Genomic DNA, 19880 nt, shown 5'->3' with positions numbered 1-19880 from the left:
ATGGCAGCCTTTAGCCCGGAAGAATGGGAGATCGTCCAGCTGTCCCTGAAGGTCAGCTTCGCGGCCATGCTCTTCTCTCTCCCCTTGGCCTTCGCACTCGCCTGGGTCCTCGCGCGCTGGCGTTTTCCGGGCAAGCTGCTGCTCGACGCGGCGGTTCATCTCCCGCTTGTCCTGCCGCCGGTGGTGATCGGGTGGCTGCTGCTCCTGACCTTCGGGCCTGCCGGCCCTGTAGGAAGCGTCCTGGAACGGTGGTTAGGTGTGACCGTCATGTTCCGCTGGACCGGCGCCGCGATCGCCGCAGGCATCATGGCGCTCCCCCTGATGGTGCGCGCCATCCGCCTATCGATCGAAGCCGTAGATCACCGTCTGGAAGAAGCCGCCCAAACCCTCGGCGCCAGCCCCGCCTGGTGCTTCCTGACAATCCTCCTCCCCCTATCTCTACCCGGATTAGCTGCAGCATTCATTCTTGGTTTTGCCCGCTCCCTCGGCGAATTCGGCGCCACCATCAGCTTTGTCTCAAACATTCCGGGAGAAACCCGCACCCTGTCGCTCGCCATCTACAGCGCCCTCCAAATCCCCGGCGCCGACGCCGTCGTGTGGCGGCTCGCCGTGATTTCGATCTGCCTGTCGCTAGGCGCACTGTTGCTTTCGGAAGCGCTCAGCCGCCGGGTATCGGCGGACAGGTCCAGCCATGTCCTTTGACATCGACGTCCGCAAGCTTCTCGGCCCCACCCTCGTTACGGCGCGCTTTGCAGCATCAGATGGCATCACCCTGCTCTGGGGACCTTCCGGCGTAGGGAAGACTTCTATCCTCAACATGATCGCTGGTCTGCTGCGCCCGGATCAGGGCCATATCAGCGTCGATGGAGAAATATTGTTCGATGCCGATGCCGCCATCGATTTGCCCTCCTATCGTCGTCGCATCGGATATGTTTTCCAGGATGGACGCCTTTTCCCACATCTTCGGGTGCGGGCGAACCTGCTCTATGGCTATCGGCTTGCGCCGCCGCAGGACAGGTGGATGTCTCTACAAGCGGTCGTCGATTTTCTCGGGATTGAACATCTACTCAGCCGCTGGCCACGCACGCTGTCAGGCGGCGAAGCACAACGCGTTGCCATTGGCCGCGCGCTCCTGTCTGGCGCCCGGGCTTTGCTCATGGACGAGCCTCTGGCCTCCATTGACCCCGCCCGCCGGGAAGACATCATGGATGTTGTGCTGCGCATACGGGACGAGATTCGGCTCCCAATAATCTATGTCACCCATAATCCAGACGAAGCCGATCGTCTGGCAACGCGAAAGATCGAAATTACGCCTTCATTTCGATAAGGGCGACCAGCCCGCCACCTTCCGCATTCATCAGCCGGACGGACGCATCGAAGGTGAGCGCCAGTGACCGCGCTATAGTCAGACCGATGCCCGTGCCGGGCCGCCCGCCCGGCTGCCCTGACGCCCCGCGAGTAAAGGGCTCAAACATCTGATCTAGTTGTTCCGGCGGTATGCCCGGCCCCTTGTCCCTGATGTGGATGACAAGTCTGCATCCCTGGCGGAAACATCCGATTTCGGCCCCGCCACCATATTTGATGGCGTTACTGACCAGATTACTGATGCACCGGCTCAGTGCATTGGGTTTGGCCCGGATCGTCCCGCCACACCCTCCCGCGAACCGCAATGGAGCGCCCAGATCCTGTGCATCCTCGACCATGCTTTCCAGCATGGAATCGATGTCGATGACGGACCATTCTTCCTGCGTCTCGGTACTGGCGGCGAGATCAAGCCCCTCCTTGACCAAGGTTTGCATCGCCTGATGGTCCTGCAACAGCCGCGCACGCAACTCGTCATTTTCGACGAGTTCAAGCCGCAACCTTAGCCGGGTAAGCGGCGTCTGCAGATCGTGGCTGATGGCCGCCAGCAATTGCGTACGCTCGGCAAAACCAGCACGCGCGCGCCGTTGCATGAGGTTGAAGGTCGATAGCGCCGCACGCACTTCTTCCGGCCCATTTTCCGGGATTTCTTCAGGATCAAGCGACAGGGAGAAGGACTCCGCCGCGTGCTCAAGGCGCCGCAGTGGTTGGGTTACGATTCGGGACACGATGATAGCAAGACCAGCAGATGCGATGATGATCAGGAGCATATAGAGCGGGTTGGCCATCATGCTGGGCGGACGCTCCATGCGCGGCAGGTTGAGCGCCATGGACCGCCGAGCACCAGTGCTATCGGTAAATCGCACGATCCAGCATGACGGGCGCGGCGCGTTGACCACACCCGCAGCGCCCGCCGATGGATCATAACGCAGACGCGGAAAGCAAAATCCTGCAGGAACCTGACTAGCCTCCGGGTTGGACCCGGGGCCGAACCGCGCCCTGAGCGCTTTTGCAAGCTCAGCATCCGGTTCAGCCACCGCGATGCCCTCCGGCGCTAACGCTGCGCCCATGATCTGCTGGGCCGCCAGCATGGCCTCCACCCGCTTGGGATCACGCTGAAGGCGATGGCCGATGTCCTCGGCGCTCGCCACCACCCGCTGCATGCGCCATTGCTGAAAGTCATGGCTCCTGCTCTGTTCAGCGATCAGCAAAGCCAGCATCGCGGCCAACGACATGCCAATCGTCAGCAGCAGGAATATCTGCCCTGTCAGTGAGCGCAGAAAGCCTCGAACACGGCTCCAAAGACGCTCAATCATTCGTAGGACACCGGACTGGCGAGTACATACCCTTCGCCCCGCACCGTCAGAATGAGTTCCTCACCCCCCGGCATGGTCGCCAGTTTCTGCCGCAATCGGCTCACCTGTAAATCGGTCGAGCGGTCGAACGCAGCAGTCGCTCGACGTTCAGGCACAAGGTTTTCCCGTGAGAGGACCACATTGGGCTCATCGATAAACCGGGACAGCAGACGGAATTCCGCTGATGAAAGCATCACAAGTCGGCCGTCTTCAGCGATCAGCCTGCGCTGGAAGAGGTCGAGACGCCAGGGACCAAGCCGGGCGATACGCACGCCTTTGTCGCGCTGCCGGTCGGGTTCGTCAGCATGGGACCGGCGTAACAGATTGCGTATGCGAACGAGCAATTCGCGTGGCTCGAACGGCTTTGTGAGATAGTCATCCGCTCCCAGTTCCAACCCGAGCACCCGGTCGATCGCACTGCCTCTGGCGGATACCATGATGATGGGGACGTCATTTCCTTCGGCCCGCAACTCCCGGCACAGGGTGAGCCCGTCACCGTCCGGGAGGTTGAGGTCAAGCACGATGAGGTCGGCCGGATGCACCACAAGGGCCTGATAAAGCTCTCCCAAGCTGCCTGCGGCTACCACCTCATAATGTTCCTGCCGCAGCTGCTGAACAATCAGGTCCCGAATATCGGGGTCGTCATCAACTACGATCAGGCGTGCTTGGCGGCTGTTCATCTGGTCAGGCATCGCCGCCTTTTAAGGTGTTCAGCATGAAAAGTCTGCCTTCCTCAGAGCCCCTGATACGCGCTGATACATTCCGACATATTGCGATGCACAATGGCACATGTTCGGCCTTTTCAAACACCTGCCAAGAAGCGAAGAGGGGGTGTCGGAGCCGGTCAATAGCTGGCCCGTCCTTCACCCGGCGCTCCCCCTCCCCCTGCGCCGGGTGAAGCTTCCGCACTGCTGAACCCCGCCATTGGATCGCCTGCCGCCATGCCGTCGCGCTTTGCACTCTCCTCATCCCGCTACGCTCAATTAGGCGCGGCATTCTGTTTGCTCGCGACCGCGTGCAGCCAGAGCAAGCCGCCAGAGAAGAAGCAGGTTGAGGTCGGCGTGGTCACGCTTCAGGCGCAGGATGTCACTGTATCGACCGAACTCCCCGGACGCACCGCTTCGACGCTGATGTCCGAGGTGCGGCCACAGGTTGCTGGCGTCATTCAAAAACGCCTCTTTACCGAAGGCTCCTACGTACGGGCGGGCCAGCCATTATATCAGATCGATCCGTCCCTTTATCGCGCCTCTCGCGATGAAGCGCAGGCTGCGCTAGCCAATGCACAGGCAACGGCGGTTGCAGCTCAAGCCAAGGCGCGCCGCTATCAGGCGCTTGGACAGACAGAGGCCGTAAGCGCGCAGGAACGAGACGATGTGGTCGCGGCTTCGCGGCAAGCCAGCGCCGCCATTCAACAAGCCCGCGCGTCGCTTCAGACTGCCAGCATAAACCTGCGCTTCACCGAAGTCCGGGCACCGATCAGCGGGCGCATTGGCCGTTCCTCGGTTACGCCGGGCGCATTGGTCACAGCTAGTCAAACTGCCCCCCTCGCCACGATCCAGCAACTCGATCCCATTTTTGTTGATATCACGCAGTCCAGCGCGCAGCTTCTGGCGCTGCGCCGCAATCTGGCTGCGGGTAAAGCACTGCCCGCCAGTGCCACTATCCGGCTAAAACTGGACGACGGCAGCGACTATCCGCTTGAAGGCCGAATAGAATTTGCCGAGCCCATCGTGGACCCCAATAGCGGCACGATCACCCTGCGCGCGCGCTTCCCCAATCCTGACAGTCTCCTCCTCCCCGGCATGTTCGTCCGCGTCGTGGCCCCGCAGGCAGTCGTCCCCAATGGCATACTCGCGCCCCAGCAGGGGATCAGCCGTGATCCCAAAGGCAATGCCACGGCGCTTGTCGTCAATCGCGCAAACAAAGTCGAGCAGCGTACCGTCACGACAGCACAGGCGATAGGCAACAAATGGCTCGTGACCGCAGGCCTCAAGTCCGGTGATCGGCTGATCGTCGAAGGAACGGACAAGGTGAAACCGGGCGATACCGTACGCGCCGCAACCGTTGGCCAAGGGACCTAGGTCCTCCGATGCTCAGCCGCTTTTTCATCGATCGGCCAATCTTCGCCTGGGTGATCGCGATCGGCATCATGCTGGCCGGACTTGGCGCCATGCTGTCGCTGCCTATCGCTCAGTATCCAGATATCGCGCCACCTGCGGTCAACATCAGAGCAAATTATCCAGGCGCTTCGGCCGATACTGTAGAGACAAGCGTCACGCAGGTCATCGAGCAGCAACTGACTGGCATCGATGGCCTGATGTACTTCTCATCGACATCTACGGCCAATGGCCAGTCGCGTATCACTGTCACCTTTGATAAGGGCACCGACCCCGATACCGCGCAGGTACAGGTTCAAAATAAGGTGCAGCAGGCGTTAAGCCGGTTGCCCAACGCCGTTCAGCAGCAGGGCCTGACCGTCACCAAATCGCAGACCGATTTCCTGATGCTGGTCGCGCTGTACGACCGCACCGATCGAACCACTCAGACTGATATTTCGGATTATCTGGTCAACAATTTTCAGGACCCCATCTCGCGTCTGGAAGGTATCGGCAACGTTCAGATTTTTGGATCGCAATATGCCATGCGCATATGGCTGGATCCTTATAAACTTGCGACGGTAAAGCTCATGCCGTCGGACGTTGAAAGCGCGATCCGGTCCCAGAATGTCGAAGTTTCCGCCGGTCAGATCGGCGCTGATCCGGCGCCCGCCGGACAGCAACTGAATGCCACCGTTCGCGCGCGTGCACGCCTCCAGACTCCCGAAGAATTCCGCAACATCATCGTAAAGACTCAAAGCGATGGGTCCGTCGTCCACCTCTCCGATGTTGCTCGGGTCGAACTTGGGAATGAAAGTTACACCTCTTCAGCCGCGCTGAACGGACATCCTGGATCGGGCATCGCGCTCCAACTCGCTCCGGGCGCCGACGCTCTGAAGACCGCCGAACTCGTCAAGGCAAAGGTCGCAGAGCTGTCCACGAACCTGCCCCATGGGTACAGCATCGCATTCCCGCGCGATACGACACCCTTCATCCGGCTTTCCGTGGATGAGGTCATCAAGACACTTATCGAAGCCGTCGGGCTGGTCGTCGTGGTCATGTTCGTCTTTTTACAAAGCTGGCGCGCGACGCTGATCCCTGCGGTGGCAGTTCCGGTCGTCCTGCTCGGGACCTTCGGCGTGCTGGCCCTTTTCGGCTATTCCATCAACACGCTCACCCTGTTCGGCATGGTGTTGTCCATCGGCCTTCTGGTCGATGATGCGATCGTCGTCGTCGAAAATGTCGAGCGGTTGATGCATGACGAGGGACTTGACGCGCGAACCGCCACGATCAAGTCAATGGAAGAGATCAGCAGCGCGCTGGTCGGCATCGCGCTCGTCCTTTCAGCCGTTCTTCTGCCCATGGCCTTTTTCGGCGGTTCGACGGGGGTTATTTACCGGCAATTCTCCATCACCATTGTGTCCTCCATGCTTCTGTCCGTGGTGGTTGCACTCATCCTGTCGCCCGCCCTGTGCGCCACATTGTTGAAATCGGCCAGTGAAGAGCGCCGTCAGCAGGGATGGGCGGGCCGGTTCAACCGCTGGTTTGGGCGCGTGACCAGCGGCTATATGCGGCGGCTTGAGGCAATCATGCATCGGCGCGCCCTCTTCTGGACGATCTATCTGCTGATACTGGGCATCCTTGCGCTGATCTTCGTCCGCTTGCCGACCAGCTTCCTCCCCGTAGAGGATCAGGGGCAGGTCATGGTGCAGATGACCCTTCCCGCTGGCGCCAAGTCCACGCGAACCGCGCAAGTGGTCGAGAGTGTTCGCAACTACTTCCAAAGCGAAGAAGGAAATAACGTCGGTAATATATTCATAGCCCAAGGTTTCAGTTTTGCAGGACAGGGCGAAAATACCGCGCAAGGCTTCATCAATCTCACCCCCTGGGAAGACCGGGAGGGTGAAGCGAACAGCGCAACCGAGATCGCGAACCGAGCTACAAAGCAGCTCGCAGCCATACGTGATGCGAAAATTCTGGCCATGACACCGCCCGCCATCCGTGGCCTGGGCCAGTCGAACGGCTTCACCTTCGAGCTGCTCAACACAGGCGGCCTCAGCCGAGACAAATTCCTGGCCGTGCGCAACCAGCTACTCGCTGCAGCTTCGCAAAGCCCCATGCTCGCGGGTGTGCGCGCCGCTACACTCGAGGACACGCCTCAGTTGAAGGTCGATATCGATAATGAAAAGCTGGCTGTGCTTGGACTTACACAAAATGATGTGGACAATGTGCTGAGTTCCGCCTGGGGAAGTAGCTATATCAATGACTTCATTGATCGGGGACGCGTGAAACGGGTCTTTATGCAGGCTGACGCGCCTTATCGAGCTTTGCCGACCGACATTGAAAACTGGCAGGTACGCTCTGCCGCCACGGGCGAAATGGTTCCATTTGCCGCTTTCGCTACCACCCATTGGGAAATGGGTCCGACAACAGTGTCGCGCTTTAACGGCCAATCCTCTTACGAAATACAGGGACAGGCCGCACCCGGTGCGAGTTCGGGAGAGGCCATGGATGAAATGGTGCGTTTGCAGCAGCAATTGCCGACCGGAACCAGCTATGCCTGGAGCGGCCTTTCCTACCAGGAACAATTGTCCGGCGGACAGGCGCCTTTGCTCTATTCTCTTTCCGTGCTGGTTGTCTTTCTCTGCCTCGCGGCCCTTTATGAAAGCTGGTCGGTGCCGCTCGCAATATTGTTCGTAATCCCGCTGGGCCTGATCGGGGCAGTCGTCGCGGTGTGGGCGCGCGGGCTGGAGAATAATGTATTCTTCCAGGTAGGCCTCCTTACCACGATGGGGCTGGCGGCCAAGAACGCAATCCTCATCGTTGAATTCGCCGAGTTTGCCTATCGCGATGGCAAGGACGCGATGAGCGCGGCGATCGAAGCAGCCAAGCTCCGTTTCCGACCGATCATAATGACCTCGCTCGCCTTCATTGCAGGCGTTATGCCGCTGGCGCTCGCTCATGGCGCTGGCGCACAGAGCCGCATCGCCATCGGCACGGCTGTCGCAGGCGGCATGCTGACTGGAACCCTGCTGGCGATATTTTATGTGCCGCTGTTCTTCTTCACGATCATGCGGCTTTTCAGACGCAAGGACCATTCTTCTGTCACCGGATCGGAGGTGCCCGCATGAGGCGCTTGATCCCCCTCGGCCTGTCCGTGACCCTGACCGCCTGCAATCTGGCGCCCGCATATGAGCGGCCCACCGCGCCCGTTCCGCCCGCCTGGCCAAATGGGTCCGCATATTCAGCCGCCCTTTCTACAGAAAAGGCAGGTTTGCCCTGGACCGCTTTGGTCGGCGACGAACGGCTGCGGACCATCATTGATCGGGCGCTGATCAACAATCGGGATCTTCGCGTAACGCTGGCCAACGTTCTCGCGGCGCGCGCCCAGTATCGCATTCAGCGGGCCGCCCAGATGCCTACGGTTACGGCAGATGCCAGCGCGACGCTCACGCGCCGGAATGACCAGCGTCAGGACAGCTATAGCGCCGACATCGGTTTTAGCGCGTTCGAAATCGATCTGTTCGGCCGCCTGCGCAACTTGAGTGAGGCCTCCCTTCAATCCTATCTCGCAAGTCAGGAGGGCGCACGCGCCGCGCGCATCGCGCTCGTCGCGGAGACGGCCAGCGCCTATGCGACGCTTGCTGCGGATCAGCAATTGCTCGCCGTAGCTCGCGATACGCTCAGCAGCGCCGAACGAACGCTGGCGCTTACACGATCGCTCAACGGCGTCGGTCTTTCCGGCAAGCTCGACCTCCATCAGGCGGAAACTATCGTCGAACAGGCGCGCTCCGATGTCGCGGCCTCGGTCACGCAGGTGGCGCAAGATCGCAATGCGCTGGACCTGCTCGCCGGGGTGCCGGTGGAAGAAGTCCTTCTCCCGCTGTCGCTCTCCACGCTGATCAGTACGACTGCGCAAGTCCCTGCCAGGATTTTATCAGATGTCCTGCTCCAGCGACCAGATGTGCTGCAATCGGAACACCAGTTACAGGCTGCAAACGCGAATATCGGCGCCGCACGGGCTGCGATGTTCCCGAAGATCAGCCTGACGTCAGCGATCGGTGTCGCGAGTTCAGCACTGTCGTCGCTTTTCACGGGCGGCGCATTCAGTTGGACGGCTGCGCCATCGGCGAGCCTTCCCATCTTCGGCGGCGGTGTCAAAGGCAATGTCGAATATAGTAAGGCGCAACAGCAGGCAGCAATTGCCAGCTATGAGAACGCCATCCAGAGCGCCTTTCGTGAAGTCGCCGATGCCCTGGCACGCGCAGGCACCATAGGTGAACAGCAGCAGGCTCAGCGAGCTCTGGTCATGTCAAATGAGAACGCTTATGCCTTGTCCGAACAGCGTTATCGCGCGGGAATTGATCCGTTCCTGACCACACTTGTGAACCAACGCTCGCTCTATTCCGCCCGACGAAGCGCGATCGCGACAGACCTTGAACTGTTGCTAAACCGTATTTCCCTTTATCGCGCAATCGGCGCCGATTTTTAGGTGTTACTCGTATTGGCTGGAGCGCCGCAACCTCCCTCTCCACCAAGTTCGGTCAAGCCGGGCGAACTGACTTTGGGCGCGACAGTTTCCGTGCAGTTTTCTTTGACGAAATGAGCTTCGAGCCACGCCGCGTTCTGCGCGGCATGGCTCGATCCTCACTCAACAGGCATTGGCAGTCCTCAGCTTTGATTATCAGGCGCTGACCTGAACCTCGCTGATAAGGGCCAATAACTGCTGAGCATGTTCTTTTCTGCAAATGAGCAGGTCGGGCAGATACACATTTGCCTGATTGTAGATCAGCGGGCTGCCATCAATCCGGGAGCAATGCAGGCCATGCGCCTTCGCCACGGCGACAGGTGCCATACTGTCCCATTCATATTGGCCGCCGGAATGCAGGTAAATGTCTGCCTGCCCCAATATCACCGCCATCGCCTTGGCGCCGGCCGAGCCCATCGGAACAAGCTCGGCACCCAGCTTTTCCGCGACCGCGACAGCTTCGGCGGCCGGGCGAGTGCGGCTGACGACCATGCGCAGCTTTTCGGGTGCAGGCGGGATCGGCTGCGGCTGATCCGACCGAACTATTGTACCCTGCCCTGTTCCAGTCAGGTCAAGGCCCGGCAGCGCTACAGCGCCGATCTCCGGCTGCCCATCGATCGCCAGACCGACATGGACCGCCCAATCGGATCGCTCCTCGCCATATTCGCGGGTACCATCGACAGGATCCACGATCCAGACGCGGCTTTGGCTCAGCCGCTCGGCATTGTCCTTCTCTTCTTCAGACAGCAACCCGTCTTCGCCCCGTTGTTCACGCAGGGCGTGAACAAGGAACTGGTTGGCCGTTTGATCGCCCGCCTTGCCCAGCGCCTTGGCGCTGAACATGCCGCTGGCGCGCACCTCAAGCAGGATGCGTCCAGCGGTTTCGGCAAGATGCGCCGCGAGGTCGGCGTCGCTCATGCCGCCGCTCATGGGATCAGCCTGGCGACGATGGCGTCAGCGGCTTCCTCGGCAGTCATGGCCGTGGTGTCGATGCGGATTTCCGGGTCCTCTGGAGGCTCATAGGGGCTGTCTATGCCGGTGAAGTTCTTGAGATCCCCGGCACGCGCCTTCTTGTACAGGCCCTTGACGTCCCGTGCCTCTGCTTCAGCCAGCGGGGTGTCGATGTGGACCTCAATGAACTCGCCCGGTTGCATCATCTGCCGCACCATTTCGCGCTCCGACCGGAAGGGCGAGATGAAGGCGGTGATGACGATCAGACCCGCATCGGTCATCAGCTTGGCGACTTCGCCCACGCGGCGGATATTCTCCACGCGGTCGGCGTCGGTGAAGCCGAGGTCCTTGTTCAGGCCATGACGCACATTGTCGCCGTCGAGCAGGAAGGTGTGGCGGTTCATCCGCGCCAGCTTCTTTTCGACGAGGTTGGCGATGGTCGACTTTCCCGCGCCCGACAGGCCGGTGAACCACAGCACGGCCGGCTTCTGGTTCTTGAGGCCCGAATGGAACTCACGAGTGACATCGGTCGCCTGCCAGTGGACATTCTGCGCCCGCCGCAGCGAGAAGTGCAGCATGCCTGCCGCGACCGTCGCATTGGTGATCTTGTCGACCAGAATGAAGCCGCCGAGCGTCCGGTTCTGCTCATAGGGCTCGAACACGATCTGCTTGTCGGTCGACAGGTTCGCGACACCGATGGCGTTGAGGTCCAGCGTCTTGGCCGCCAGATGCTCCATCGTGTTGACGTTCACCTGATATTTCGGGTGCTGCACCGTCGCGGTGACGGTCTGCGTGCCGATCTTCAGCCAGTAAGGACGGCCCGGCAGCATTTCCTCGTCCGCCATCCAAACGATGGTCGCTTCGAACTGGTCGGCGGCCTGCGGCGGATTGTCGGCGAGCGCGATCACGTCGCCGCGCGAACAGTCGATCTCGTCAGCAAAGCAGATGGTGACCGATTGCCCTGCCACCGCCTGGTCCAGATCGCCGTCCAGCGTCACGATGCGGGTGACGGTGCTGGTCTTGCCCGAAGGCAGCACGCGAATCGCGTCGCCCGGCTTCACAGTGCCGGTGGCGATCAGGCCGGAAAAGCCGCGGAAGTCGAGGTTCGGGCGGTTGACCCACTGCACCGGCATGCGGAACGGCTTTTCCGCGTCGGTCGCGCTGTTGACTTCGACCGTTTCCAGATGCTCGATCAGGGCCGGGCCCTTGTACCAGGGCGTGTTTTCCGACGGGCCGGTGATATTGTCGCCCTTGAAGCCGGAAATCGGCATCGGCACGAAATGTTCGATACCGATCGAGCGCGCGAATTCGGTATAGTCCTTGACGATGCTGTCATAGACCGCCTGGTCATAATCGACCAGGTCCATCTTGTTCACCGCCAGCACGATATTCTTGATGCCGATCAGGTGCGCCAGATAGCTGTGACGCTTCGTCTGCGTCAGCACACCCTTACGCGCGTCGGTCAGGATGACAGCGAGATCGGCGGTCGATGCGCCGGTCACCATGTTGCGCGTATATTGTTCGTGGCCGGGCGTGTCGGCGACGATGAACTTGCGCTTTTCGGTCCCGAAGAAGCGATAGGCGACGTCGATCGTGATGCCCTGCTCGCGCTCGGCGGCGAGGCCATCGACCAGCAGCGCGAAATCGATCTCCTGGCCCTGCGTGCCGACCTTCTTGGAGTCCGCCTCCAGCGCGGCGAGCTGATCTTCGAAGATCATCTTGCTGTCGTAGAGCAGGCGGCCGATCAGCGTGGACTTGCCATCGTCCACCGACCCGCAGGTGATGAAACGCAGCATCGTCTTGTGCTCATGCACCTTCAGATATTCGTCGATATCCTCGGCAATGAGGGCGTCGGTCTTGTAAATGGGTTCGTCGAGAGTGTCGGTCATTGGTCTAATCCCGTCATCCCAGCGAAAGCTGGGATCTCGTTGATCTGGGGGAAGGTTCGGCTTGGAGGCACGAGACCCCAGCCTGCGCTGGGGCTGACGCTTCGGAACGCTCGCGCATTCCGTGGCGCGTCAGAAGTAACCTTCCTGCTTCTTCTTCTCCATGCCTGCGCCGCCTGCATCCTTGTCGATGGCACGGCCCTGGCGTTCGGACGTGGTAGTCAGCAGCGTTTCCTGAATGACCTCGGGAAGCGTTTTGGCCTCGCTCTCCACCGCGCCGGTCAGCGGGTAGCAGCCCAGCGTGCGGAAGCGGATCGACCGCATCACCGGCGTTTCGCCTTCCTTGAGCGGGAAGCGCTCGTCATCCACCATCAGCAGCATGCCGTCACGCTCGACGGTCGGGCGCTTATCGGCGAAATAAAGCGGCACGATCGGCACATTGTTGAGGTGGATATACTGCCAGATGTCCAGCTCGGTCCAGTTGCTGATCGGGAAGACGCGGATGCTTTCACCCTTGTTCTTCTTGGCGTTGTAGAGGTTCCACAGTTCCGGGCGCTGGTTCTTTGGGTCCCAGCCATGCGAGGCGGTGCGGAAGGAGAAGATGCGCTCCTTGGCGCGGCTCTTTTCCTCGTCGCGACGTGCGCCGCCGAAGGCTGCGTCGAAGCCATACAGGTCGAGCGCCTGCTTCAGACCTTCGGTCTTCCACATGTCGGTGTGGAGCGCACCATGGTCGAACGGATTGATCCCGCGATCCTTGGCTTCCTGATTGTGATAGACCAGCAGCTCCATGCCGCTTTCCTTGGCCATCCGGTCGCGCAGCTTGTACATTTCCTGGAACTTCCAGGTCGTATCGACGTGCAGCAGCGGAAATGGCGGCGGCGAGGGATAGAATGCCTTGCGGGCGAGATGCAGCATCACCGCGCTGTCCTTGCCCACGCTGTACAACATGACTGGCTTTTCAGCCTCGGCCACAACCTCTCTCAGAATATGTATGCTCTCCGCTTCCAGGCGCGCCAGGTGGGTGAGCGTTTTTGTATCTGTCATCGTCTTGTCCAGCCTTTCGCAGACCCAGATGACAGAAGGCGCGAATCATCAAACCTCCCAGATGGGAGAGCGATATTTCTTCCATTGCCGCGCGACGAAAATTTAATCAGCTGCAAGAGCGCGAGCCGACTTTTCAGGCATTCTGAGGCGACGCTTCGTCTTCACCCAACCTCAGTTCCACCTCATAGCCAGAGATGATCCGCTCCAGTGTTGTGCAATAATCGCCAAGGATGTCCGGCAGGGGTCCCCAATTGTCGGTCTCGTACTCAGGGAGTTGGATCAGCACCTCCCTCCGCATCATGCTGATCGCAGCACCGATCACGACCTGATTTATCTCGATATAGACGTTCAGGGCCACAGCGGGAGGAAGCCCCCTCGCCTCCAGCATCGCGAGTACCCTCTGTGAATAGTCGAACGAATGCTGTTCAGGTTCTTTTCCAATCAGATTGGTGATGAGGTGAGGCAGGGACCGGAAGAGACGATAGGTAACTGTCGCATGTTCGCGCAGTATATCCTGCCAACTCTGCCCTTCATCCTTGATCAGCGCTTGCCCTACTAGACGCTGTGCCACGAGTTGCAGCAGATGTTCCCGCCCCCGCACATAGCCATATAGCGTAGCGACGCCGGTATGCAGCCTTTCGGCAACCAGACTCATTTCCAGCTTGGCGATACCGACCTCGCAGGCGGCATCGACAATCATTTCCAGCGTCAGCCTTCGGGGACGCCCTACCATCCGTTTCGCCTGCCCTGGCATTCCGCTCTCCAAATTCGATTTCAAAGCGATTCTAGCGCGCCTGTTAATATTGACAACGTTTCCCTGCATTTTTGCACGAACTGGTTGATCTATGGATAAATTATATCGATCGCCTCGTCTCGGCGGTCAGGCGTGTCCGCGCGCCACCGCACCGATCCGGTCGGCCGTTCGAGGCGCCGCCGTACCCGCCCCTCGCTGCGACCCATGTGGAATATATTGGCGGCGTCCTCGATCTGACGGTCGCCCATCGTCATACGATCGCGTTGGTGCAGATAATCTCCCCAGGTTGGACAATGATAATGTTCGGTCCAAAGTTCAGGATCGGCGATGTCACGTGCCACGGACCAGCCAAAGGCACCACTTCGGAGGCGGGCGCTGCGCACCTTCTGCATCGCGGCATAAAAGTCGCGCGCCTTGTCAGTATCTACCCGATAATCGATTTCCACGATGATGGGACCACTGCGCGAGGTCAGTGCAAGGCCAACCTGCGGCTGATGACTGAGAATGCTTTGTTCCAATCCATCGGGGAGCGATCGTGCCAACGGAAAGAAGAGGCCGAGAATAGTGCTGAACACCATCGCTGCCCCCGACATCATCATCGCTTCACCTGTTCCTAGAGCAGTAGCGACCGCTCCCCACAGCCACGCGCCCAGAGCGAGCCCACCCGTCAACGCCGAGCCATAGCAGGCAAGCGCGCGGGCCGTGACCCAGCGCGGCGCTGACATTTGGACAGCAACGTTGAACTGCGCGACCAGGATCATCCAGGCAAAGCCCGCGACCAGCAGTGCCGCGCAAGTCAGGAGGGTGTAACTGCTGATCCCGGCGAGAATGATCATCGCGCCCAGCAAAACCGACAGCAATCGCGCAGCCTGCTCAGGCCGAAGGCGCCGACGCACGAGATCAAGCCCCGTGGCGCCCAGCACCGCACCCACGCCATAGGCGCCCAACAACAAGCCATAGGTGCTTGCCGACCCGTGCAGCAGGTCCTTTGCAATCAAAGGCGTGAGTGCGGAGACCGATGCACCGGCCAGACCCACGACATGGGTGCGGATGAGTACGACCCGAATCGGAGGCGAATGCACCGCATAACGGACCCCCGAGACGATCGCCCGATCGATCCTTTCCGGGGGCAAACGCGATGGCTTATGTTCACGCTGCCACATCAGGAAGGCGAGGATCAGCGGCAGATAGAAGAAAGCGTTGGCCGCAAAGGCCGCCATCGCCCCCAATGAGGCAACGATGATGCCGCCGATCGCGGGGCCGAAACTGCGCGCCACATTATAGCTGATCGTGCCCAGCGCGATCGCTGCGGGCAGATGTTCACCACTTACCTGCTCGCCGATTGAGGCCTGCCAGGCAGGGCCATATAGTGCGACCCCCGTGCCGATCAGGAAACAGAAGAGCAGCAATGTCCAGGGGGATAGCAGTTCCGCACCGGCAAGCAGCGTGAGGCAGATCGCCATCAGCGAAGCGAAGGCAAGACCAGCCAGCGCCACCTTGCGCCGGTCGAACATGTCCGCGATCGCCCCGGCGGGCAGAGCGACCAGCATCAACGGCAGCATGAGGGCCGTTTGCACCAGCGCGACCATCTGCGGCGATGAACTCAGCCGCGTCATAAGCCAGGCCGCGCCGACGCCTTGTATCAGCTGCCCGAAGTTCGAAAACAGGCTGGCGATCCAGATGGTGCGGTAGGTCCGCTGACGCAATGGCTCCAGAAGGGCGAAGCGGCCTGCCGGTGAAGGGGAAGATTCAGCCATGGCCGACCTTGTCGCTCATCTACCTTGGTCTCGTTTCACGCTGAACATTTGTCTTGTCGGGCACCGGGACAGAATATTGCTGAACGTCTTGAAGTTTTCCAGCAAGGGTTTCAATTTAGATAACCTTGTGACTATCAGACGACCGAGAGACGGCTCCCGCTAAGTTCAATCGCGACGAAATACAGGGGCGCGCTTTTCGAAGAAGGCAGCGAAGGCTTCCTGAGCCTCTTCGGATTCCAGCATCTGTTCGAAGAGCCGTGCCTCCTCCTCGATCCTGCCGAGCAGCACGGCAGGATCGCCCTTTAGCAGCCGCCGGGTGGCCGCCAGCGCTTTGGGCGGCTTCTTCATGAGGGCGGCCCCCTTCGCCCGAGCGTGACCAAGCAGTTCCTCGGTGGGTATGACAGCTGTCACCAGACCTGACCGGTCAGCCGTTTGGGCGTCCATTGGCTCGCCCAGCAACAGCATCGCCGCTGCTTTTGCATGGCCCAGCGTCGCGGGCGCTAGCAGGCTTGAGCCAGCTTCCGGCACGATGCCCAGATTGACGAAGGGCATGATGAAGCGCGCGTCGGACGCCGCATAGACAAGGTCGCAATGGAACAGCATCGTCGTGCCCACACCCACGGCCAGGCCCTGGACGGCAGCGATCAGCGGCTTGTCGAAGCCTGCAATGGCGCGGATGAAGGCGAATGCAGCCGCGCCACCCTGCGGTCCTTGAGTGAAGTCCTTAAGGTCATTGCCTGCGCAGAAGGCGTCACCCTTTCCTGCGATCAGGACAGCGCCAATGTCGCTCCGCGCCGAAGCGTCGGAAAGGGCTGCGGTCATGCTGTCGTACATGGCTGCGGTAAGCGCGTTCTTCTTATCGGGGCGGTCGATGTGGATTTCCAGGACGCCGCCCTGTTCGATGATTTCGATCCCGTTGCTCATGACCGCCTCCATTTCCTAAGCGCCCACTAATGTGTCGATCGGTCGGGCGTCTATCCTTTTTCCGTCAGACTGCCTACAGCCACGGCATGAGCCGTCTCCGGGAAATTGCCGACCCCTTCCTGCTGCTGCTGCTCACCATGGTGGCGCTGGCCTCCTTTCTCCCCGCGCGGGGAGAGGGTGCGCATATCGTTGGCATCCTTGCGGATGCGAGCATTGTGCTGCTGTTCTTCCTGCATGGGGCGAAACTATCGCGCGAAGCGATCTGGAGCGGGGCGACGGCGTGGAAGCTGCATCTGGCGACGCTGGGAACGACATTCGCTCTGTTTCCCCTGATCGGTCTGGCGACGCAGCAGGTGGAAGCGATCCCCGGGCAGATGCGAGCGGGGCTGTTGTTCCTGACGCTGTTGCCATCGACGGTGCAATCGTCGATCGCCTTCACGGCGATAGCGCGGGGCAACGTCGCGGCGGCGGTGGTGAGTGCGTCCTTTTCCAACTTGCTGGGGATCGTTCTGACGCCGGTGCTGGTGGCGTTGCTGATGCAGAAGAGCGTCGGGGGGACCGGCGGTCTGATCTCCCTGTCGGCGGTGGAGGGGATTGTGTCGCAGTTGCTGCTGCCGTTCCTGCTGGGGCATCTGGCGCGGCCGTGGATTGGCGGCTTTGTGTCGCGGCACAAGGCGATGCTGGGGCGAGTGGATCGGAGTTCAATCCTGCTGATCGTCTATTCGGCGTTCAGCGCCGCAGTGGTCGAGGGGCTGTGGCATAAGGTGTCGCGGGCAGAATTGTTGTTGCTGGCGCTGTTGTCGATTGCGATTTTGGTGGTGGTGCTGCTGTTCACCTGGGGACTGGGGCGCTTGCTGGGATTGTCGCGGGAAGATGCGGTGGTGCTGCAATTTTGCGGGTCGAAGAAGAGCTTGGCGACGGGGGTGCCGATTGCCGGGGTTTTGTTTCCGGCGAGTGTGGTGGGGCCGATATTGTTGCCGTTGATGTTGTTTCACCAGATTCAGTTGATGGTTTGTGCCGGACTGGCGCGGCGTTATGGAAGTCGTGAAGGAAATGGTGAATAGAACGGGATTTTCCGAAAGTCCGTGAGTTGTTATACATATGTATAAGTATGACGCGGTCATTATCGGGGGTGGGCATAATGGGCTGGTGTGCGCATTCTATCTGGCGCGCGCGGGTTACCGGGTCCGCATATTGGAGCGGCGGCACGTCGTAGGCGGCGCGGCGGTGACGGAGGAGTTCCATCCCGGTTTCCGCAATTCGGTCGCCAGCTACACCGTAAGCCTGCTGCATCCCAAGGTCATCGCGGACATGGCGCTGGCCGACCATGGCTATCGCGTGATCGAGCGGCCGATCGCCAATTTCCTGCCGCAGCCGGACGGACGCTATCTGAAGGTGGGCGGCGGCATCGAAAAGACGCAGGCGGAGTTCGCAAAGTTCAGCGCGAAGGACGCGGCCGCCCTGCCCCATTATCAGGACGCACTGGAGGCGATAGCGGACCTGTTGCGCGACATGATGCTGAAGGCCCCGCCCAACGCGGGCGATGGCCTGTCGATGCTGACGGCGGCATTGTCGCAGGGGCGGCGCTTGGGCGCATTGTCGCTGGACGAGCAGCGCGACATGCTGGACCTGTTCCTGAAATCGGCGCGCGCCTTTCTGGACGGCTGGTTCGAAAGCGAGGCGGTGAAGGCGGCCTTCGCCTTTGACGCGGTGGTCGGCAATTATGCATCGCCCGATACGCCGGGCAGCGCCTATGTCCTGCTGCACCACGTCATGGGGCAGGTGAACGGCAAGAAGGGCGCATGGGGCCATTGTGTCGGTGGCATGGGCGCGATCACCCAGATCATGGCGAAGGTCGTCCGCGCGATGGGCGTGGAGATCAGCCTGGAGGCGCCGGTCGAGCGGGTGCTGGTGGACGGCGGGCGGGCCGTCGGCGTCAGGCTGGAAAGCGGGGAAGAGGTCATGGCGACGGCGGTGATCGCCAATGTCGGCCCCAAGCTGCTGTACGAACGGATGATGGACCCGGCTGACCTGCCGCCCGATTTTCGCAAGCGCATCCGGGGGTTCAGGACGGCGTCGGGAAGCTTCCGCATGAATGTCGCGTTGTCGGCGCTGCCCGACTTTTCCTGCCTGCCGGGACCGGGCGAGCATTTGAAGGCCGGGATAATCATCGCGCCGGACATGGACTATATGGACCGCGCCTTCATGGACGCGAAGACAAGGGGCTGGTCATCCGCGCCCATCGTCGAGATGCTGATCCCGTCGATCATCGACGACAGTCTGGCGCCGCCGGGATGTCATGTGGCGAGCCTGTTCTGCCAGCAATTCGCGCCGCAGCTGCCCGATGGCCGAAGCTGGGATGAGGTGCGGAGCCAAGCGGCGGATGATGTGATCGCGACGGTGGACGCGTATGCGCCCGGCTTTGCTGCGTCCGTGATCGCGCGGGACATATTGTCGCCGCTGGACCTTGAAAGGAAGTTCGGGATGGTGGGTGGCGACATCATGCATGGCGCGATGACGCTGGATCAATTGTGGGCGGCAAGGCCGGTGCTGGGCCATGCGGGCTATCGCGGACCTGCCGAGGGCCTCTATATGTGCGGCGCGGGCACGCATCCGGGCGGCGGTGTCACGGGCGCGCCGGGACATAATGCCGCGCGGGTGGTGTTGACGGACATGGCGCTCGGCGGACGGCTTTGGCGGCGGCGGCGCGCTGATTGAACCGCCCGATGAGGAGCGTGGACTCGTGCCAGACGAGCCGGGATTGATGCGGACGGAACGAGACTCGGGCGCCGCGATCCGGCCTGTGACCCTCGCCAACCCCCTAAATATGTCAAATCCGGCACGAAAATATCGGTTAATGGGCAAAAACACCCCTAGTTGCGGGCGATGAGACAGGTTAAGACCCGTCGTCCACGAAAGGGAGACGATCGATGAACAATACCGAACTCGCCGAAGCAGTTGCAGCCGAGCATGGCCTGACCAAGGCCGACGCCCGCAAATATGTGGACGGCGTGTTTGCCGCTATCGCTGGCGCCGCTGCCAAGGGTGACGAAGTTTCGCTGAGCGGCTTTGGGAAGTTCAAGGTCAAGGATCAGCCGGCACGCGAAGGCCGCAATCCGTCGACCGGCGCAACCATCCAGATTGCAGCATCGAAGAAGCTGACCTTCACGCCCGCAAAGGCGGTCAAGGATCAGCTGAACGGCTAACAGGCCGGGCGCCCCTT

At 60.8% G+C, this 19880-nt stretch carries 16 protein-coding genes; 8 read left to right on the top strand and 8 right to left on the bottom strand.

Annotated elements, in window-relative coordinates; all coding sequences use genetic code 11:
* A complete protein-coding gene (modB, locus tag ACZ5TB_RS14610) occupies nucleotides 1-702 on the top strand; it encodes a molybdate ABC transporter permease subunit (RefSeq protein ID WP_464793144.1) in 702 nt (233 codons plus the stop codon).
* On the top strand, nucleotides 692-1327 hold the full coding sequence (locus tag ACZ5TB_RS14605; protein WP_464793143.1) for an ATP-binding cassette domain-containing protein: 636 nt from the start codon (nucleotides 692-694) through the stop codon (nucleotides 1325-1327). The genes modB and ACZ5TB_RS14605 overlap by 11 nt, the downstream gene beginning before the upstream one ends.
* Here ACZ5TB_RS14605 and ACZ5TB_RS14600 read toward each other — a convergent pair.
* Nucleotides 1308-2678, bottom strand: coding sequence for an ATP-binding protein (locus tag ACZ5TB_RS14600; protein ID WP_464793142.1), 1371 nt, complete (start codon nucleotides 2676-2678; stop codon nucleotides 1308-1310). The two genes, ACZ5TB_RS14605 and ACZ5TB_RS14600, sit on opposite strands and share 20 nt — an antisense overlap.
* Nucleotides 2675-3409, bottom strand: a complete 735-nt coding sequence (locus ACZ5TB_RS14595; protein ID WP_464793141.1) for a response regulator transcription factor — start codon at nucleotides 3407-3409, stop codon at nucleotides 2675-2677. Before ACZ5TB_RS14595 ends, ACZ5TB_RS14600 begins: the two co-directional genes overlap by 4 nt.
* A gap of 249 nt (nucleotides 3410-3658) precedes the next feature.
* Here ACZ5TB_RS14595 and ACZ5TB_RS14590 point away from each other — a divergent pair, with 249 nt between their 5' ends.
* Genes ACZ5TB_RS14590 through ACZ5TB_RS14580 form a run of 3 tightly spaced genes read left to right on the top strand, consistent with a single transcriptional unit; the run spans nucleotide 3659 to nucleotide 9305 of the window.
* On the top strand, nucleotides 3659-4798 hold the full coding sequence (locus tag ACZ5TB_RS14590; protein WP_464793140.1) for an efflux RND transporter periplasmic adaptor subunit: 1140 nt from the start codon (nucleotides 3659-3661) through the stop codon (nucleotides 4796-4798).
* Between the two features lie 8 nt (nucleotides 4799-4806).
* Nucleotides 4807-7944 (top strand): efflux RND transporter permease subunit, encoded by a 3138-nt coding sequence (locus ACZ5TB_RS14585; RefSeq protein ID WP_464793139.1) that lies wholly within the window; start codon nucleotides 4807-4809, stop codon nucleotides 7942-7944.
* Nucleotides 7941-9305: an efflux transporter outer membrane subunit gene (locus tag ACZ5TB_RS14580; protein ID WP_464793138.1), complete on the top strand. Its 1365-nt coding sequence runs from the start codon at nucleotides 7941-7943 to the stop codon at nucleotides 9303-9305. Before ACZ5TB_RS14585 ends, ACZ5TB_RS14580 begins: the two co-directional genes overlap by 4 nt.
* A gap of 192 nt (nucleotides 9306-9497) precedes the next feature.
* Here ACZ5TB_RS14580 and ACZ5TB_RS14575 read toward each other — a convergent pair whose 3' ends face one another.
* From ACZ5TB_RS14575 to ACZ5TB_RS14550, 6 genes are all read right to left on the bottom strand, one after another.
* Complete coding sequence (locus tag ACZ5TB_RS14575) at nucleotides 9498-10259, bottom strand: 3'(2'),5'-bisphosphate nucleotidase CysQ (RefSeq protein ID WP_464772820.1); 762 nt, start codon at nucleotides 10257-10259, stop codon at nucleotides 9498-9500.
* 8 nt (nucleotides 10260-10267) lie between these two features.
* A complete protein-coding gene (gene cysN, locus ACZ5TB_RS14570; RefSeq protein WP_464793137.1) occupies nucleotides 10268-12181 on the bottom strand; it encodes a sulfate adenylyltransferase subunit CysN in 1914 nt (637 codons plus the stop codon).
* Between the two features lie 129 nt (nucleotides 12182-12310).
* Nucleotides 12311-13222: a sulfate adenylyltransferase subunit CysD gene (gene cysD / locus ACZ5TB_RS14565; protein ID WP_464780373.1), complete on the bottom strand. Its 912-nt coding sequence runs from the start codon at nucleotides 13220-13222 to the stop codon at nucleotides 12311-12313.
* A gap of 133 nt (nucleotides 13223-13355) precedes the next feature.
* Nucleotides 13356-13955 carry a TetR/AcrR family transcriptional regulator C-terminal domain-containing protein gene (locus tag ACZ5TB_RS14560; RefSeq protein ID WP_464793136.1) on the bottom strand — a complete coding sequence of 200 codons (600 nt, stop codon included), beginning with the start codon at nucleotides 13953-13955 and terminating at the stop codon, nucleotides 13356-13358.
* Between the two features lie 110 nt (nucleotides 13956-14065).
* Entirely contained in the window at nucleotides 14066-15733 is a 1668-nt protein-coding gene (locus ACZ5TB_RS14555; RefSeq protein ID WP_464793135.1) for an MFS transporter, read from the bottom strand.
* A gap of 165 nt (nucleotides 15734-15898) precedes the next feature.
* A complete protein-coding gene (locus ACZ5TB_RS14550) occupies nucleotides 15899-16657 on the bottom strand; it encodes an enoyl-CoA hydratase (RefSeq protein ID WP_464793134.1) in 759 nt (252 codons plus the stop codon).
* An 86-nt stretch (nucleotides 16658-16743) separates the two neighbouring features.
* Here ACZ5TB_RS14550 and ACZ5TB_RS14545 point away from each other — a divergent pair, with 86 nt between their 5' ends.
* The 3 genes from ACZ5TB_RS14545 to ACZ5TB_RS14535 all read left to right on the top strand — a co-directional run bounded on the left by ACZ5TB_RS14545 (nucleotide 16744) and on the right by ACZ5TB_RS14535 (nucleotide 19863).
* A complete protein-coding gene (locus ACZ5TB_RS14545; RefSeq protein WP_464793133.1) occupies nucleotides 16744-17721 on the top strand; it encodes a bile acid:sodium symporter family protein in 978 nt (325 codons plus the stop codon).
* A gap of 37 nt (nucleotides 17722-17758) precedes the next feature.
* The gene (locus tag ACZ5TB_RS14540) at nucleotides 17759-19375 is read left to right on the top strand and encodes a phytoene desaturase family protein (RefSeq protein WP_464793132.1); all 1617 of its coding nucleotides are present in this window, start codon (nucleotides 17759-17761) and stop codon (nucleotides 19373-19375) included.
* Between the two features lie 212 nt (nucleotides 19376-19587).
* A complete protein-coding gene (locus tag ACZ5TB_RS14535; RefSeq protein ID WP_097093579.1) occupies nucleotides 19588-19863 on the top strand; it encodes an HU family DNA-binding protein in 276 nt (91 codons plus the stop codon).
* Nucleotides 19864-19880: the final 17 nt, after the last annotated feature.

Source organism: Sphingobium sp. TomTYG74 (assembly GCF_055393875.1).
The sequence above is the reverse complement of the archived record's forward strand: the minus strand, read 5'-3'. Positions and strand labels throughout refer to the sequence as shown.

Coding starts and splice junctions, on each gene's coding strand:
- ACZ5TB_RS14540 (WP_464793132.1), top strand. CDS start 17,759: ATGTATAAGTATGACGCGGTCATTATCGGGGGTGGGCATAATGGGCTG.
- modB (WP_464793144.1), top strand. CDS start 1: ATGGCAGCCTTTAGCCCGGAAGAATGGGAGATCGTCCAGCTGTCCCTG.
- ACZ5TB_RS14580 (WP_464793138.1), top strand. CDS start 7,941: ATGAGGCGCTTGATCCCCCTCGGCCTGTCCGTGACCCTGACCGCCTGC.
- ACZ5TB_RS14585 (WP_464793139.1), top strand. CDS start 4,807: ATGCTCAGCCGCTTTTTCATCGATCGGCCAATCTTCGCCTGGGTGATC.
- ACZ5TB_RS14590 (WP_464793140.1), top strand. CDS start 3,659: ATGCCGTCGCGCTTTGCACTCTCCTCATCCCGCTACGCTCAATTAGGC.
- ACZ5TB_RS14575 (WP_464772820.1), bottom strand. CDS start 10,259: ATGAGCGACGCCGACCTCGCGGCGCATCTTGCCGAAACCGCTGGACGC.
- ACZ5TB_RS14560 (WP_464793136.1), bottom strand. CDS start 13,955: ATGGTAGGGCGTCCCCGAAGGCTGACGCTGGAAATGATTGTCGATGCC.
- ACZ5TB_RS14550 (WP_464793134.1), bottom strand. CDS start 16,657: ATGAGCAACGGGATCGAAATCATCGAACAGGGCGGCGTCCTGGAAATC.
- cysN (WP_464793137.1), bottom strand. CDS start 12,181: ATGACCGACACTCTCGACGAACCCATTTACAAGACCGACGCCCTCATT.
- ACZ5TB_RS14545 (WP_464793133.1), top strand. CDS start 16,744: ATGAGCCGTCTCCGGGAAATTGCCGACCCCTTCCTGCTGCTGCTGCTC.
- ACZ5TB_RS14535 (WP_097093579.1), top strand. CDS start 19,588: ATGAACAATACCGAACTCGCCGAAGCAGTTGCAGCCGAGCATGGCCTG.
- ACZ5TB_RS14555 (WP_464793135.1), bottom strand. CDS start 15,733: ATGGCTGAATCTTCCCCTTCACCGGCAGGCCGCTTCGCCCTTCTGGAG.
- ACZ5TB_RS14605 (WP_464793143.1), top strand. CDS start 692: ATGTCCTTTGACATCGACGTCCGCAAGCTTCTCGGCCCCACCCTCGTT.
- ACZ5TB_RS14600 (WP_464793142.1), bottom strand. CDS start 2,678: ATGATTGAGCGTCTTTGGAGCCGTGTTCGAGGCTTTCTGCGCTCACTG.
- ACZ5TB_RS14595 (WP_464793141.1), bottom strand. CDS start 3,409: ATGCCTGACCAGATGAACAGCCGCCAAGCACGCCTGATCGTAGTTGAT.
- cysD (WP_464780373.1), bottom strand. CDS start 13,222: ATGACAGATACAAAAACGCTCACCCACCTGGCGCGCCTGGAAGCGGAG.